The organism is Microbacterium neimengense (assembly GCF_054782995.1).
Window position 1 is genome coordinate 728,841 of sequence record NZ_BAAGRK010000015.1, and the last position, 15,172, is coordinate 744,012.

General features: G+C 68.3%; 14 protein-coding genes and 1 tRNA gene. 3 read left to right on the forward strand and 12 right to left on the reverse strand.

Annotated features, from left to right (window positions below; translation table 11 throughout):
• Position 1 precedes the first annotated feature (1 nt).
• From ACYVJS_RS14145 to ACYVJS_RS14190, 10 genes are all read right to left on the reverse strand, one after another.
• Positions 2–418, reverse strand: a complete 417-nt coding sequence (locus tag ACYVJS_RS14145) for a pilus assembly protein TadG-related protein (protein WP_460740513.1) — start codon at positions 416–418, stop codon at positions 2–4.
• Positions 415–891 carry a TadE family protein gene (locus ACYVJS_RS14150; protein ID WP_460740514.1) on the reverse strand — a complete coding sequence of 159 codons (477 nt, stop codon included), beginning with the start codon at positions 889–891 and terminating at the stop codon, positions 415–417. The genes ACYVJS_RS14145 and ACYVJS_RS14150 overlap by 4 nt, the downstream gene beginning before the upstream one ends.
• Complete coding sequence (locus tag ACYVJS_RS14155) at positions 866–1,261, reverse strand: TadE/TadG family type IV pilus assembly protein (protein ID WP_460740515.1); 396 nt, start codon at positions 1,259–1,261, stop codon at positions 866–868. The genes ACYVJS_RS14150 and ACYVJS_RS14155 overlap by 26 nt, the downstream gene beginning before the upstream one ends.
• A gap of 249 nt (positions 1,262–1,510) precedes the next feature.
• On the reverse strand, positions 1,511–2,095 hold the full coding sequence (locus tag ACYVJS_RS14160) for a hypothetical protein (protein WP_460740516.1): 585 nt from the start codon (positions 2,093–2,095) through the stop codon (positions 1,511–1,513).
• A 69-nt stretch (positions 2,096–2,164) separates the two neighbouring features.
• On the reverse strand, positions 2,165–2,887 hold the full coding sequence (locus ACYVJS_RS14165; protein ID WP_460740517.1) for a hypothetical protein: 723 nt from the start codon (positions 2,885–2,887) through the stop codon (positions 2,165–2,167).
• 91 nt (positions 2,888–2,978) lie between these two features.
• Entirely contained in the window at positions 2,979–3,932 is a 954-nt protein-coding gene (locus ACYVJS_RS14170) for an FRG domain-containing protein (protein WP_460740518.1), read from the reverse strand.
• Between the two features lie 340 nt (positions 3,933–4,272).
• Complete coding sequence (locus ACYVJS_RS14175; RefSeq protein ID WP_460740519.1) at positions 4,273–5,193, reverse strand: type II secretion system F family protein; 921 nt, start codon at positions 5,191–5,193, stop codon at positions 4,273–4,275.
• Positions 5,190–6,050, reverse strand: a complete 861-nt coding sequence (locus tag ACYVJS_RS14180; RefSeq protein WP_460740520.1) for a type II secretion system F family protein — start codon at positions 6,048–6,050, stop codon at positions 5,190–5,192. The genes ACYVJS_RS14175 and ACYVJS_RS14180 overlap by 4 nt, the downstream gene beginning before the upstream one ends.
• Positions 6,047–7,210 carry a CpaF family protein gene (locus ACYVJS_RS14185; protein WP_460740521.1) on the reverse strand — a complete coding sequence of 388 codons (1,164 nt, stop codon included), beginning with the start codon at positions 7,208–7,210 and terminating at the stop codon, positions 6,047–6,049. Before ACYVJS_RS14185 ends, ACYVJS_RS14180 begins: the two co-directional genes overlap by 4 nt.
• A 150-nt stretch (positions 7,211–7,360) precedes the next feature.
• Entirely contained in the window at positions 7,361–11,683 is a 4,323-nt protein-coding gene (locus ACYVJS_RS14190) for a family 43 glycosylhydrolase (RefSeq protein WP_460740522.1), read from the reverse strand.
• A gap of 236 nt (positions 11,684–11,919) precedes the next feature.
• Here ACYVJS_RS14190 and ACYVJS_RS14195 point away from each other — a divergent pair, with 236 nt between their 5' ends.
• Positions 11,920–12,642 carry an alpha/beta fold hydrolase gene (locus ACYVJS_RS14195; protein ID WP_460740523.1) on the forward strand — a complete coding sequence of 241 codons (723 nt, stop codon included), beginning with the start codon at positions 11,920–11,922 and terminating at the stop codon, positions 12,640–12,642.
• A gap of 37 nt (positions 12,643–12,679) precedes the next feature.
• Here ACYVJS_RS14195 and ACYVJS_RS14200 read toward each other — a convergent pair whose 3' ends face one another.
• Entirely contained in the window at positions 12,680–13,120 is a 441-nt protein-coding gene (locus ACYVJS_RS14200; protein ID WP_460740524.1) for a hypothetical protein, read from the reverse strand.
• 276 nt (positions 13,121–13,396) lie between these two features.
• On the opposite strand from ACYVJS_RS14200, the gene ACYVJS_RS14205 reads away from it, so the two are divergent.
• A tRNA-Leu gene (locus ACYVJS_RS14205) sits at positions 13,397–13,478 on the forward strand.
• 59 nt (positions 13,479–13,537) lie between these two features.
• Positions 13,538–14,230 carry a DedA family protein gene (locus ACYVJS_RS14210; RefSeq protein ID WP_460740525.1) on the forward strand — a complete coding sequence of 231 codons (693 nt, stop codon included), beginning with the start codon at positions 13,538–13,540 and terminating at the stop codon, positions 14,228–14,230.
• A 15-nt stretch (positions 14,231–14,245) separates the two neighbouring features.
• Here ACYVJS_RS14210 and ku read toward each other — a convergent pair whose 3' ends face one another.
• The gene (gene ku / locus ACYVJS_RS14215) at positions 14,246–15,106 is read right to left on the reverse strand and encodes a non-homologous end joining protein Ku (RefSeq protein ID WP_460740526.1); all 861 of its coding nucleotides are present in this window, start codon (positions 15,104–15,106) and stop codon (positions 14,246–14,248) included.
• Positions 15,107–15,172: the final 66 nt, after the last annotated feature.

Here is a 15,172-nt window from a genome sequence, read left to right on the forward strand (position 1 = left end):
GCTACCGCAGCGCGGTCCGACTGGTCGCGGTCGCCTCGAGCGCGACGCCCTCGGGGACCAACATCGACACGAGCGGCGGGTGCCACACTCCTGCCACCGTCACCTGCGCCGAGACTCCGTCGGGCGTCGTCGCCGACACCAGAGTCGCATCACCAGAGAACGCAACCAGCGCCTCCGCCTGCTCGCGTACGCCGTCCTCGCTCAGCTCGGCGCGCGGAGCACCGTCGACCACGGAGAGGGTGAAGCCGTCGGCTCCGGCGAGGGCCGCCGCATCCGCCACCCCATCCAGGCGCTTCTGCGCGAGATACAGGCTCGTCGCCGACACGCACACGAAGATGGCGGCGAACGCGAGCACGGCGTAACCGATCACGAGGGGCAGGATGCTGCCGTCCTCGTCGTCGAGCGCGGTGCGCTTCATGGCGTCGTCCCCCAGAGTCGGGACACCTTCTGCGCGGCGCTCGCTTCGACCGGAACGGATGCGACCTGGTCGAGGCCGAGCACCGGCGGCACGAGGGGAAGGGGTACATCCGTGCTGACGCTCAGGAGCAGCGTTGCACCCGCGGAGGGGCATTCCACGCCGGCGGGCGCACATTCCCACCGCATCGCCACCGCATCCGGATCGATGCCGTACTCCTCCGCGACGGCCGCCAGAACCAGGTCGGCGCGGGCGGCGGCATCCTCGGCATTCGCCGCGGTGGACACCGCGCGGGCGACGTGGCGCGCCGCCGCCTCCACGCCGAGCGCCTGTGACTGGATCGCTCCGAGCGCCACGATCAGGTAGACGAGCGGTGCGAGGAGGATAAGGCCCGCGACGATGAACTCGAGCGATGCGTTGCCCTCGTCATCCTCCAGCAGCGTCGCGCGCTCAGTCGAAACTCTCGTTCGGCGCATGAGCGGTCACCTCCAACGCCTCGGGCACGCCCCACAGGCCCGCGACCGGCAATGTCGCCCGCACCGTGACCTCGGTCGCGGGATAGCCGAAGCGGTCGGTCTCCGCGGTCTGAACCTCGACGGGATAGGCATCCCCGACTACCCGGGAGACGACGGCCTCCGTGCGCGCAGCTCCATCCGCCAGGCTCGTATCCGCCAGCGCCGCGTGATACGCCCCCTCGACTGCCGCATCGTGCACGACGTTTCGGATGTAGACGGCGAAGCCCAGCTGCAGCACGGCAAGCGTGAGGAAGGTCAGGACGGCACCGACCAGCACGAACTCGACCGGGGCGGACCCTTCGTCGTCGAGCAGCGGATGCCGGTCGGCCATCGTTCAGAACCCGCTGACGCGGTCGATCGCCTGGGTGAACAGATCCGCGAGCGCGGGACCGGCGAGCGCCCAGATCACGACGACGAGCGCGGTCATACCCCGTGGGCGAAGTGCTGCAGGAGGTATTTCAGGGGCCTGCGAAGCTCGAACGCATACGCGCTAAGCGCCAAGCCACGCGATAGGCCTACGGTTGGGTACGGCGCACTCAGGCCTGAATTCGACGCAGCCGCAATCATCTCGCCCCCCGTATCAGATCCGCGCGTCGGCCTTGCTGTCCGTCACGACCGGCCGCCACAGGTCGCCGCGAAGCTCACGGAACAGATCGACCCCGCCGCCCTTCCTCCAGGCGTCGTCGGCGGTCTCGGCGTCGCGAGGGATGAGGTACTCCCCTGCGCCCGCATAGGTCACGCGAAGCTGTATCGCATCGGGCTTCGGCCCACGCATCGTGATCTCCTCCGCGGCGAGCTTGCGCAGGCGATCGCGCGGCACGAGGTGGACCGTCGTCGCGACCTGTTCGCGCTCGCCAACGACCTTCTGCACCTCGACGTCGACGAAATAGCTCCTCGTGAGCGCACGGAGATACAGCGTCTCGGAGTTCAGCGCGTTGAACGGGAAGTCCTGGTGTCGGTTGAACCGCTGCGACTCTGCCGGCGGCTTGTCGAAACCGATCTCCAGGTAGGGGGCGCCCTCCAGCTCATCGCCCACCCACAGCTCGAGCTGCAGCGCGAGGCGGTCGAGCCACTCGGGCGGGTCATCGTGGCGGCCGGATAGACCGTCCCACGCCTTCTCCAGTCGATCCCGCATCGCGATACGCACCGCGTTCAGCTCGCCCATTACCGTTCCCCGTTCTCGTCGTGAAGTTGACCTCTGACCGCGAGCCTAGGTGTGGCCTCGGACACGTGCTCAGGGAGCGTCTGCCGCGCCGCCCCCGGTCAACAGCCACGTCACCAGAGCGCCGACGGCGCCCGATGCGACGGCAGTGATTACCCCGGTCCAGATCGCCTGGCCTGCGGTCAGTGTCACCTGGCGGCGCTCGCGCCGGAAGAACGGCTGCAGGCGCACGCCGCCGCGCTTGCGCTCATCGGAGTAATTGATCCACGTGAGTATCATGCAGAACACCAGGAGCGCCAGCGCGACCAGCGCCGTCGGCCCCGCCTCGATCCGTCCCCAGGCGTACGGGCTGAACGCTAGGGAGCCGCCGACCAGGACGACCAACAGCGTCCCGAACACCGCGATCTGGCGCCCGAGGATGCGCATCCAAACGTAGAGGCCGGGCACCTGGCGTTCCCGCAGGATGGCAGCCACTCGCTCGCTCGCCGCGCGTGCGCGGTCGTCACCGTTCGCGTACTCGATCTTGGCCTCGCCGCCGTAGAGGTATACGCCGAGCGACTTCTCCTCGACGCCGACGACCACGCGCGCCAGCTCCGAGCCGGTTGCACCTTTGAGCGACTCGGCATCGGTCGCGATGGCGGTCTGGCCGGCAGAGATCACGGGCGCGTATCCCTCACGGCGCAGATAGTCCGCCACGTCCTGCACGTCATCGAGAGTGAGCCGCAAGTAGCCGAGTCGAATCGAGCCGATCGCGGGCGGCGTCGGCGCGGGGGGCGGAATGCGCTCCAGCGGCATAGAGTCAACCTATCCAGCGGCGCACTCGCGATCGATGCGACGCGCCTAGAGAGACACACAGCCGTGCTCGCCAACTGCGCGCGGGGCTGACTCACATCGCCTGGACGGGCGCATTCACGTGTCTGCCAAATGCGGCGTACCCCTGGTAGTCCGGGAAGAGCACCCGCGCAGAGCGATTGTAGGTGCCTTCCAGATAGCGCAATAGCTTGTCCTTGAGGTTGGCACTGATGATGATCGCTACAAACGGAAGGTGTCTCGGACGCCCGACGTCGGGATTCAGTAGCCGGCGACTGAGATCACCTTGATTCAGGTCATCCGGCCACCGCACCCGAAGCGATCGGAACGGCGTGGGCTCGATGACTTGGACACCGCTGGAGAGATCGATCGTGGAAGATTCATCCGCTGCGGTCACGAGGTGCGACGAAGGGACAGGAAGGGGGACGGGAACGCGGCCGGCGACGAAGAAGCCTTCCTGCGCGCGCAGACGTGCGTTCGGAGATGCGGATTCCACGACGAAGGGCGCATCAGTTTCGAGCTGGTCGTGCAGTTGCGCCCCCTCGGGATCATCAATGCGCGAGTATGTCATCCCCCCGGCACCCGGCACAGTGGTCAGACGTGGCCAGTCGGTCACGTTGAGCGCGAGTAGAAGACCCGCCTTCCCCAGCCCCTCGGGCGCCGCCTGACAGGCGAACCACAGCGCCGTCATCGGGTTGCTGGTCATGTCGATCAAGCGAGTCGGGATGGCGAAGTGCTGCAGATCCGAAAGAAGCTGCAGATCATCGACCCTTCCCGTGGGATGCGTACCGAGACCCCACTCGCGCGCCTCCGACAGGATCTCCAGCTCGGCTGCGCGGACCGTAGCCTCGTCCCCGCCTACAGCTCGATGCAGAGATGACGACAGTTCGAAGTCGGCGCTGCCCATACCTCGCCACGCGAAGCGTTGGCCAGTGCTATAGACGCCGATTGAGCCGATCATCGACATGACCTCGCGCGAACTCGTGGGTTGCACCCAGTGATTCGTGGCCTTCCACTTCCACCCCAGCATGCGGTCAGGCTAGCGGTCAGATGCCGTTGTGTGGCACAGAAGGATGCCCCTCTACAGCGCACGGGTTTGGGGACGGATAGCGACCCCTGGGAGCCGATCCGACCGAAACGGGGAGGGTGTGGGGGTGCCCCGACTCCCCTGTGCTGGCGCGGTCATCGCGAGAATTACGCCGACATTGTTATGACCGGTAGCCCCGCGGTCATCAACGTGATCAGGACCCAGCCGGGAACGTCGCCACGTTCGTCGGCAAGGAGGTTTCCCCACGCGGTGCGAAGGCGACGTATGGGTGATCGGTCGAACATGGTGCCCTCCTTCATGAGCACGAGGGGCCGGACGGGGGTCATGACAACCCCAGCCGCAGCAGGACGATGCCGGGGAACACAGCGATGAGCACGCTGAGCGGCAGGATGAGGAAGACGAGAGGCAACAGCATGTAGATCTCTTTGCGGCCGGCCTTCTCGATGAGAACGCGCTTGGCGTCCTCGCGCGCGTCGGCCGCTTGCGCTTGCAGGACCTGTGCGAGCGGTGCCCCGCGGTCGATGGCCGCGACGATCTGGTCGATGCTGCGGGCCACGGCGGGCGTGTCGATCACGCGTCCGACGGAGGCGAGCGCGTCGCTCAGTGACGACCCCGTCCCGACATCCAGCACGGCGCGGCGCAACTCCGCCACGATCTCGCCGGAGCCGACGGACGAGACGCGCCGGATCGCATCGAACGCGCTCTCTCCGGCCGCGAGGCACAGGGCGAGGAACTCCAGGATGGTGGGCAGTTCCTCGGCGGCCCGCGCAGCGCGGGCACGAACTGCCGCCCCGAGGCGCAGGTCGTAGCCGACCGCTCCGGCCGCGGCCCCCAGCAGCGGGAGGACGCCAACCGCGGGAGCGAAGGATCCGGCGACGACGAGGGTGACGACCAGGACCGCGCCAGTGACGAGTCCGACGACGGCCCACGTCAGCTGGCGCGCGCGGAAGGCCGCCGCATCCATCGCCCATCCCGCGCGACGCAGTCGCACCTCGAGATCGGCCGCACCGCCCACGCGCGCACCCAAGCGGCGCAGCAGCCTCTCCCCCGCGTCGCGCACGGGTGCGTGCAGCGGCGTCAATCCGCGCGGGTCAGCGACGTCGCGCAGATACGGTGCAATCCGGCGCCCAAGGGAGACCGCGCGCCACCGCGGGGTCGCCCAGAGGATCAGCGAGATCCCCGCGCCCAGCCCTCCGCCGAGAAGCACCGCGAGCGCCACCTGCGTGACGCCGGCCGGGGTCATCCGAACCACCTCCGCGGCTCGGGCAGCCGCCCGACCGCCAGCATCATGCGGAACGCGGCGACAGAGACGAGCGCGCCGACGACGATCAGCACGACGCCCTCGGGGCTCGAATAGGCGGCGGAGCCTTCCGGCCGGAGGGCGAGCAGCACGAGGATCACCCAGGGGGCGACCAGACCCAGCACCGCCGCGCCCCGCACCCACGACTGGCGCGCATCCACTTCGGCGCGCACCGCCGCATCCGCACGCACGGCACCTGACAGCGACCGCAGCACCGGCACCAGCTCGGTTCCGCCCACCTGGCGCGCCATCCGCAAGGTCTCCAGGATGCGGTCGGCCACCGGGTCGGACAACGCGACCTTCACGCGATCGAGACTGGTCTCGAAGTGACCGGATGCGGCGAGGTCGCGCGCGAAGCCGGCGAAGGCGGGCCGCAGGGGTGTGGGCGCAGAACTCTGTAGCGAAGCGAGCGCATCCGGCAGGGCGAAGCCGGCCCGCACCGATGCGATCAGCAGGTCGCAGATGTCGGGCCAGAGTCCCCGACGGATCTTGAGGAGCCGACGCGCTCGGCCGCGGAGCCACAACACGGGTGCCGCCGCCCCCGCGAGCGCGGCGAGCAGGGCGAACGCCGGCACCTGGGTGAGCAGCCAGGCGACCGCTGCTGCGAGAACCGCGCCGGCGGCAGAGGCGAGAATCAGCACGCTGAGGGGCAGGTGCGCGAAGCCGGCCTCCGCCAGGAGCACCGCGCCCCGAGATCGGCGCGGCACGGGGCGGTCGGCCGCCGCGCGCGCGGGCCACAAGCGAGGCGCGAGCATGAGGAGGACTCCGGCGCCGAGGAGCGCACCGAGCAGGACTGTCATCGCACCGCCTCATACACAGGGACGACCTCGACCACACCATCGAGGACCTCACCCGTCGTCTGCATCACTTCCACGACGTGCCGTGCCCCGCGGGCATCCTGGGCGCAATGCACGACGAGATCAATGCTCGACGCGATGGCCGGCACGACGAAGTCCCGGTCGATGTTTCGTCCCGCCAGCAGCGGAAGTGAAGCGAGCTTCACGAGTGCGTCGCGGGCGGAGTTCGCGTGGATTGTGGCGGCACCCGGCACGCCTGTGTTCAGCGCGAGCAGCAGATCGAGTGCTTCCGCGTCGCGCACCTCACCGATGATGAGGCGGTCGGGCCGCATCCGGAGCGCTTCCTTCACGAGCCGTCGCAGCGTGACCTCGCCTGTTCCCTCGAGACTCGGCTGGCGGCCCTGGAGCGCCACGATGTCGTGCGCGTCGACGGCGAGCTCGAACGTCTCCTCGACCGTGATGATGCGCTGGTGCGGTGCGCACTCGGCGATCAGCGCCGCCAACATCGTCGTCTTACCGGCGTGCGTCGCACCTGACACCAGGATGCTGTCGCCGTGGCGCATCGCCCGACTCAGTCGTTCGGCGACCTGAGGCGGCAGCGTGCCCGTGGCGACGAGTTGCGCCAGCCGGCGATAGCGCGGCAGGAACTTGCGGATGTTGACGGCCCAGTGCTTGCGCGTGATGCCGCCGATCACGACGTGCAACCGGCTCCCGTCGGGAAGCGACGCATCGACGAACGGCTGACTCAGATCGACACGTCGCCCGGTCGCGTGCAGCATCCGCTCGACGAGCTCGCGCACCTGCGCCTCGGTGAGCACCACGCCGGTGCGCTCGGAGCGGCCCTCGCGCGCGACGAACACGCGGTCGGGTGCGTTGATCCAGATCTCCTCAACCTCCGGGTCGTCAAGGAAGGGCGGGAGAGGTCCGTAGCCGGCGACGGTCGCGATCACACCGCGGACGGATGCGTCTTCGTCGTCGAGGGTTGCCGCGCCGCGGGCGAGCGCCGCATCGTTGTGTCGGCGCACCTCGGCGCGAGCCAACCGCTCCCCCGCCTCGGGATCCCTCGTGGGGTCGACGCCGTCGGCACGCAGACGCGCCCGCACCCGCTCGGCGAGCGTTGCCTCAGCGGGCATCGCATCGCGAAGACCGGATGACGGTGACATGCGCGGCATCCTGAACGGGACGCGTCCCCGCGCACTGGAGTTATCCACAGCCGCCGCACAGAAACGGCCGGTTGTCGGGCGCAAACACCGCGGCCGGCACGATATACCCCGAAAGGCATACCGTGCCGGCCCCGATTGTTCAGCGGGCTATCAGACCGCCCGGCGACGCGGACGGCGCAGGAACCACGCCATCCCGCCGACCACGACCAGCAGCGATCCCAGGAGCGCCACACCCAACGGGCCCTGCGAGCCAGTGACGGCGAGCTGTCCCGCCGGGACGACGGTGATCAGCTGGCGGGCGATCTCCGATCCGTCGGCCCCGAAGACCACGATCGTGTGGATGCCGGCGGGCAGATCCGCGGGGATCTGCACGTCGAAAACCACGCGACCGGCCGAGTCAGCGGCGGGAATGCCGGCGATCCGAATGGGGTCGCTGCGCAGCTCCGCCGTGACCTGCTCACCCGGAGCGAGCCCCGTCACGGTGACCTTCACGATGCCGCCGCGCTCCACGGTCGACGCCGATACCGACACCCCGGGAGCGCTCGGCTCCGGAGACGGTTGCGGCGACGCAGAACCGCTGGGGTTCGGCGACGGCGACGCAGAGCTGCTCGGGTTCGGCGAAGGCGATGCCGATCCGCTCGGCTCCGGGTCGGGCCCGGTACCCGGCACCGTGCGCGGCTGCACGCCGGTGAGGGTCGGAACGACCGGCTGGAACAGCCCGTCGGAGCCGATCTGGATGCGGTCGATCGTCGTCTCACGGTGCGTGCCGTCACCGCCGGGGATCGCGAACCGGTGGTACGCGATGTACCAGTCGTCGGTGCCCGGAACGTTGACGATCGAGCTGTGCCCCGTACCGAGGATCCCCTGCGTGGTGTCCTTCTGCAGCAGGATGCCGCGGTAGCTCCACGGTCCGTCGACACTCGTCGACGTGGCGTAGCCGACGCGATAGTTCGGTGAACCCGTGTCGTCGATCGAGTACGTCAGGTGGTACAGCCCGTCGCGGTAGTTCATGAACAGGCCCTCACGGAAGTCCGGAAGACCAGAGATCCGCTGGATCGTGCCGGGCACGACGCTGGTCATGTCGTCCGACAGCTCGCCGTACAGCGGGCTGCCGTTACCCCAGAACAGGTAGTACTTGCCCGAGACCGGGTCGTGGAATGCCGCCGGGTCGATGGCCTGCCCGCTCGTGACGCTCTCGTCGTTGCGGATCATCGGCAGCTCCTGGGCCGTGAACGGACCCTCGGGGCTGTCGGCGACCGCGACGCCGATCATCTTGCGGTTGGCGTTCGGCTCGTGACCGCTGAAGTAGAAGTAGTACTTGCCGCCCTTCTCGATGATCGTCGGCGCCCACGCGTTGCCCGTCGCCCACGGCACGTTGCCGTTCTCCCCGCCGAGCGTCAGGAAGGGCTCGGCCGCCCGCGTCCAATCGACGAGGTTCTTCGACTTCCAGACGTAGAACGTGTTGCCGCCCCATCCGGGAACGCCGTCGCTCGTCGCGTAGATGTAGTACGTGTCGCCGAACACCGCGATGTTCGGGTCGGCATACAGGCCCGGCAGCACGGGGGTCTTCACCTCGACCGCCTTCAGCGTCCACACGACGTTCTCCGCACCATCCCGCGACAGCGTCACGGTCACCGGAGCGGTGAGGTTGCGCACCGAGCCGGATGCGTGCGAGGTGGTCACACCCTCCGCCGTCGCGTAGACGGGGCGGAGGTTCGTGAGGTCGGTGCCCCGGTTGACCGGGAAGGTCACCGTGCGGTTGGCCACATCCACGATCGGCGCCATCTTCAGCACCGACGGGTCGGCGAGGCTCACGCCGCCGAGCACCTCGGTGTTGCCCGAACGCTCCACGACCTCGCCCGGCGAAAGCGCCCGGTTGTAGAGCACGAAGTCGCTCACCTGGCCGCGGAAGAGGTTGTCGTCGTTGTAGACCGACTTGCCGATGTAGTTGGCGAGCGTGCGCCCGCCTCCGATGTCCCCGGGGTCAACGGACACGTCGTCGTTCTGGGCGACCTGCACACCGTCGAGATAGATCCGCGCGGTGTTCCCGCTCAGCGTGTACACGAGGTGCGCCCATTCACCACGCGGCAGGGCGGATGCGGATGTGGCGTTGCGCTCCCCCGTCCAGTTACCCGTCGTGATGGCCGCTCGGTACGTGTCGTTGCCGGTGGAGAAGAGGTAGCCGTTGCCCTTGCCGTCGCCGCCCGTGTTACCGAACGAGTACAGGAAGTACGGGCTGCGCTGGGCCGCGTCGATCTTCACGCGGGTCTCGACCGTCACATCCGTCACCCCTGCCAGCAGGTTGTCGGGCAGGTCCACGTAGTCGTTCGACCCGTCGAAGGTCAGCGCGCCGTTCGAGAACGTCGCCCCGCCCTGGATGGTGGCGTCGCGGCCGGCACCCGACCGGTCGTGCAGCGTGGTGCCCGAGCCGTCGGTGAAGTCGTAACGCACGACCTCGCCGTCCTCGTTCGCCGAGATCGGCTGCGGCAGGTTGGCGCGAAGCGCCGTGAGCTCCGCCGCGGTGACCGGCACGACCGTGCCGTGGCGCGGACTGGCGGGCAGACGGTAATTCGCCGGCACCTTCCAGTCCGGGTTGGCGATGTCATCGGTGGCGAGCGGGATGTAGCCGCGGCCGCCGTACTCGTCGACGAAGAGGTAGTACTTCTCGCCGTTCACATCCCCCGGGTTCGCCTTGAACACCGACGGTCCCTCAACCGCACCGGTGCCCGCGTCTCGGCCGATGCACGAGTCCTCCATCGTCCAGCCCGACAGCGGCGCGCGCAGATCGGTCGAACGCTCCTGGATGATGTCGCTGCAGCCCGTGCCGCCGGCGCCCTCATCCTTCGTGAAGCGGTGGTAGACGCCGTCCGCCTTGATGACGGTGGAGTCGATGCGCGACAGGCCGTCGTCCTGCCAGATCTTGGTGTCGCTGAAGGTGACGAAGTCGCGCGTGGTGGCGTACAGCATCCGGTTGTAGGTGTTGCCGGTGTGGTTGACGTCGTCCTCCGCGTAGAGCTTGGAGGCCCAGAACACGACGTACTCGCCGATCGACTCGTCGTAGTACGCCTCGGGCGCCCACGTGTTGCCGGCGGTGTCGGGCGAGACCTTCACGTGGCGCTGCTCGCTCCAGGTGATGAGGTCGTGCGACTCCCACACCTCGATGTACTTCGAGCCGGTGCGCTGCGAGCGGTCCCAGTTGCCGTCGCGGCCGATCGAGAGGTCGGTCGCGATCAGGTAGAACGTGTCGCCCTCGGGCGAGCGGATGAGGAACGGATCGCGCAGACCCTTCTCGCCGTAGTTCGAGGTGAGCGCGTAGTTGCCGTTGTTCAGCTCGGTCCACGACAGCGCGTTGTTGCCGTTGCTGGCCGCGAAGTAGATGTTCTCCCCCTGCACCGAGTTGCCGGTGAAGTAGGCGAACGTGTAACCCTCGAACGGCGCCAGCTCGGCCGCGGCGCGCACCGTCAGGGCGATGTCGCGCGTGCGGGTGGTGTTGCCCTTGGTGACGCTGGCGGTGACGGTCACCGCCGCATCGCTCGAGCCGCGGGTTACGACGCCGTCCGTCCCGACCACGCCCGTGTTCGAGGACGACCACGAGACGTCGAGACCCTTCGACGAGTCAGGGAGCGTGATGTTGCCGCGGACGTCGTCGGCATTCGGCACGGACAGGGCGGCGAGCGCCGCATCCACAGCCTCCGACTCGCCCGGCACGGGCGGCACGTAGACCAGATCGCCCACCTCGTTCGCGGTCAGTGCGCGGTCGTAGAGCCGGAAGTCACGGACGCTGCCGGCGAGCAGGCGGTCGGCGTCGTACGCGGAGCGGCCGATGTAGTTGGCGGTCGTCGTACCCTGGCCGATGTCGCCCGGCTTGGTCGTGGTCTGCGTGTTGACGGCGACCTGCACGCCGTCGAGGTAGATGCGCGACGTGTCGGTCGCGTCGTCGAGCGTGTACGTGAGCGTCTTCCACACGTCACGGGGCACGTTGCTCCCGCTGTTGGGGCCCTGCTCCGTGCTCCAGTTGCCGATGCCGACCGCGGCGCGGTACGGCGTCGAGGTGGCGAAGAGGTACCCGTTGCCGATGCCGTTCGTCGTGTTGCCGAAGTTCCACAGGAAGTGGTTGCCGCTCATCTCCGAGCGAACGAGCACCTGGGCGCTGACCGTCACCGAAGACAGCCCTCGCAGCAGGTCGTTGGGCAGTTTCACGTAGTCGTCGGAGCCGTCCAGGCGCACGCCATCCGCGCCGGTCAGCGTGGGCGAGCCCACATAGGCCGCGTTGCGCGCGTTGCCCGACGAGTCCACCGCCACCGTGCCGCTCGTCTCATCGAGCAGGTAGTGCGCGATGAGACCGGTAGGGGTGTCGGCGTGAGCGATCAAGGGGCTGACGAGTGGTGCGGCGATCAGTGCCGCGAGGACGGGGACGGCGAGCGTCCGGATCGATCGGCGGCGCGGGGGTGCCGCCCGGTGCAACGTGGGCACGGGCTACGGTCCTTTCGGGGAGCGTCTTTGCTGTGGCCGACGACGACGTCGGCTCTCCGAATGTTAGCGCTCACTCACGTCCTCTGTCAGCTTCGATTTCCGGGAGCGCTCCCGCCGGCACGCCTGCGGGTGCCGAGTTTGTCGAACGGCATTGCTCGCGGGCGAGCAAGACCGGACGGTCGTGGCGACGTAGCGTCGGCCGCACCATCCACCCCCCAGAAGCAAGGAGTTGTCCCGTGGCCACACCCACCATCGTCCTGGTGCACGGCGCGTTCGCCGACGCCGCCAGCTGGGCGCCTGTCACCCGTGAGCTGCTCGACCGCGGCTACGACGTGCGCGTTCCCCCCGTCTACAACCGCAGCCTCGGCGAGGATGCCGCATCCATCAAGGCGTTCGTCGAGACCATCGACGGCGACGTCGTGCTCGCCGGGCACTCCTACGGCGGAGCGGTCATCACCGTCGCCGGAGAGGCCTCGAACGTCGTCGCACTCGTCTATGTCTCGGGCTACGTTCTCGAGGTCGGCGAGAGCCTCGGCCAGCTGCAGGGCGGGTTCCCCGATTCCGAGCTCGCCGCCAACCTGGTCTACACGCCCTACCCGGTGCCCGGCAGCGACGAGCCCGGAACCGACGTCTCGGTGGCGATCGCCGCTTTCCCCGAGGTGTTCGCCGCCGGTGTGGACCTCGCGCGCACCCAGGTGCTCGCGGTCTCGCAGCGCCCGCTGTCGGCGGCGGCCTTCTCCGAGCCGGCGACCTTCGCCGCGTGGAAGACGAAGCCGGCGTGGGGCATCGTCTCCAGCGAGGACCACACGATCAATCCCGAGGTCGAGCGCTTCGGCTACACGCGCGCCGATCTTCGCGGCATCGTGGAGCTTCCCGCACCCCACCTCGCGATGCAGAGCCACCCGACCGAGGTGGCGGATCTCATCGAGACGGCGGTGAGCGAGGTCACCGCGTCCTGACACTCGCAGCCTGACCGTGGGGCAAGGATCCGCATGGTCAGGCTCGGGCGTGCTCCTTGGCTCGCAGAACCGCGGCACCGATGGCCTCGGAGGTCGCTTCAGTGATGGTCTCTGCGAGATCGCTGAGGGGAACGAATCCACGACCCCGCCCAAGGTTGTCGTAGGGCGTGACGAGGATGTCGGTCGACTCTCGGAGGAACCAGGAGACGTGCACCGCGGCCACACCCCGCGCATAGGCGGCGTAGCTCGGCGCGCCCAGCCATGCCAAGAGCTCGCGGTCGGGCGGATCTTCTCTGACGTTGCGAGACGGCAAGACACCCGTTGTCGAGTTGCGCAGTGCCCGCAGCACCGCGGTTCCCACCGCCGGACCGTCGGACCCAGGTGGAAGGACGGAGGGAAGACCGTCGGTGATCCAGGCTCCATCGACAGCGCGGGAGTAGGTCGAGACGAACACCTCGCCACCCGGCCGGAAGTGCACCTGCGCCATTCTCCGCGGGGCACGGCGACGCTTCTCGAATTCGGTCAGAGGCTCGATGGCTTGCTGCGGGCTCGTAGCTCCACGCTGATGGCGAGACCCACTCAACCATCGCCTGATGACACCCATGTGTGACATTGTGCCGGCGAGGGACCGCGCTTCTGGCGCTGTCCACACTCCTCCCCGACCGCCTCGCGGTATCGCCGCGACCTGTGCGTCGCCGTCATCCGCGGCGACGCACAGGAGATCCGAAGCGCGCTGGATAGACTGTCCCCACCCGCGGGAGTGGTGAAATTGGCAGACACGCAGGATTTAGGTTCCTGTGCTTTCGAGCGTGTGGGTTCAAGTCCCACCTTCCGCACGGGGACGGGGGCGTGTCACCCGCGCCCCGCATCCTGACATCCGATCGACGGGACGCCCGTGCACTCCATCGCCCTCATCCCCTGGCTCTCGCCCGAGACGATCATCGCGGCGGCCGGTCCGTGGGCTCTCGCCGTGGTCTGCTTCATCGTGTTCGCCGAGACGGGGCTGCTCGTCGGCTTCCTGCTGCCCGGCGACACGCTGCTCATCATCTCCGGGCTGCTCTCGCATTCCTCGGATGTGGCCCCCAACGGCGTCTTCGGCGTGAACGTGTGGGTCGTGGCCCTGCTCATAGGTCTCGCCGCCTTCGTCGGCGGTGAAGTCGGCTACCTCATCGGCCACAAGGGCGGGCCGGCGATCTTCGAGCGCAAAGAGTCGGGTCTATTCAGCAAGAAGAACGTCGAGCGCACAAACGCCTTCTTCGAGCGCTTCGGCGGGCTGACCGTCATCGTCGCCCGCTTCGTCCCGATCGTGCGCACTTTCGCACCGGTCGCCGCCGGCGTCGGTCACATGCCGTGGCGCAAGTACAGCCTCTACAACCTGATCGGCGCCATTCTCTGGGGCTTCGGGCTCACGATGATCGGCTACCTCGTGGGCTACATCCCCTGGGTCGCGAAGATCGTGACCGAGTACATCGACGTCATCCTCATCGGCGTCGTGGCGCTCACGGCCGCCGTCACCCTCTGGCACTACTTCCGCGAGCGCGCGAAGGTCAAAAAGGAACAGCGCGACCAGGCCGCATCGGGCGAGTAAGCCTGCCGCATCCGGTCACGACGCCTTCGAGCTCTTCTTCCGCTTCGTCGCGGGCTTGTCATCTCTCGTCGATGACGAGTCCTTCTTCGATGCCCGGCTGCGCTCCACGCTGGCACGGAGGGCCGCCATGAGGTCGATGACTTCCCCGCCGTCCTTCTCGTCGCTCTCCTCGCCGAACGTGGCCGAGGTGTCGACGCTCTCGCCCTTCTCCATCTTCGCCTCGATCAGCGTGCGCAGCTGCTCCTGATACTCGTCGCGGAACTCGGCGGGATCGAAGTCGGACGAGAAGCTGTCGACCAGCGCCGCCGAGAGCTCGAGCTCCTTCGCGGAGATCTTCACGTCCTCGTCGAGCGACGGGAAGGATGCCTCGCGCACCTCGTCGGCCCACAGCAGCGTCTGCAGTACCAGTACGTCGCCGCGCACGCGCAGCGCGGCCAACCGGGTCTTCTGGCGCAGCGAGAACTGCACGATCGCGGTGCGGTCGGTCTGCTCGAGCGTGCGACGCAGCAGCACGTAGGCCTTCGGCGACGACGAGTCGGGCTCGAGGTAGTACGCCTTGTCGAGGGTGAGCAGATCGACCTGATCGCTCGGCACGAACTCCACCACCGAGATCTCGCGCGACTTCTCCGCCGGCAGCGACTCCAGGTCGTCCTTGGTGAGCACAACCGTGCGATCGCCGTCGTCGTACGCCCGGTCGATGTCGGCGTACGGCACGACCTCGCCGTCGAGCTCGCACACGCGCTGGTACCGGATGCGGCCGCCGTCCGCCGCATGCACCTGGTGCAGCGAGACGTCGTGGTCCTCGGTGGCGGAGTAGACCTTCACCGGCACGTTCACGAGCCCGAACGCGACCGCGCCCTTCCATATCGACCTCATAGGCCTAGTAGACAACCGAGCTGTCCCCCGCGGCTAGGGGTTGCGGGTCTGTTGCATCCGATGTGC

Coding starts and splice junctions, on each gene's coding strand:
- ACYVJS_RS14175 (WP_460740519.1), bottom strand. CDS start 5,193: ATGACCCCGGCCGGCGTCACGCAGGTGGCGCTCGCGGTGCTTCTCGGC.
- ACYVJS_RS14145 (WP_460740513.1), bottom strand. CDS start 418: ATGAAGCGCACCGCGCTCGACGACGAGGACGGCAGCATCCTGCCCCTC.
- ACYVJS_RS14155 (WP_460740515.1), bottom strand. CDS start 1,261: ATGGCCGACCGGCATCCGCTGCTCGACGACGAAGGGTCCGCCCCGGTC.
- ACYVJS_RS14165 (WP_460740517.1), bottom strand. CDS start 2,887: ATGCCGCTGGAGCGCATTCCGCCCCCCGCGCCGACGCCGCCCGCGATC.
- ku (WP_460740526.1), bottom strand. CDS start 15,106: ATGAGGTCGATATGGAAGGGCGCGGTCGCGTTCGGGCTCGTGAACGTG.
- ACYVJS_RS14170 (WP_460740518.1), bottom strand. CDS start 3,932: ATGCTGGGGTGGAAGTGGAAGGCCACGAATCACTGGGTGCAACCCACG.
- ACYVJS_RS14160 (WP_460740516.1), bottom strand. CDS start 2,095: ATGGGCGAGCTGAACGCGGTGCGTATCGCGATGCGGGATCGACTGGAG.
- ACYVJS_RS14185 (WP_460740521.1), bottom strand. CDS start 7,210: ATGTCACCGTCATCCGGTCTTCGCGATGCGATGCCCGCTGAGGCAACG.
- ACYVJS_RS14180 (WP_460740520.1), bottom strand. CDS start 6,050: ATGACAGTCCTGCTCGGTGCGCTCCTCGGCGCCGGAGTCCTCCTCATG.
- ACYVJS_RS14150 (WP_460740514.1), bottom strand. CDS start 891: ATGCGCCGAACGAGAGTTTCGACTGAGCGCGCGACGCTGCTGGAGGAT.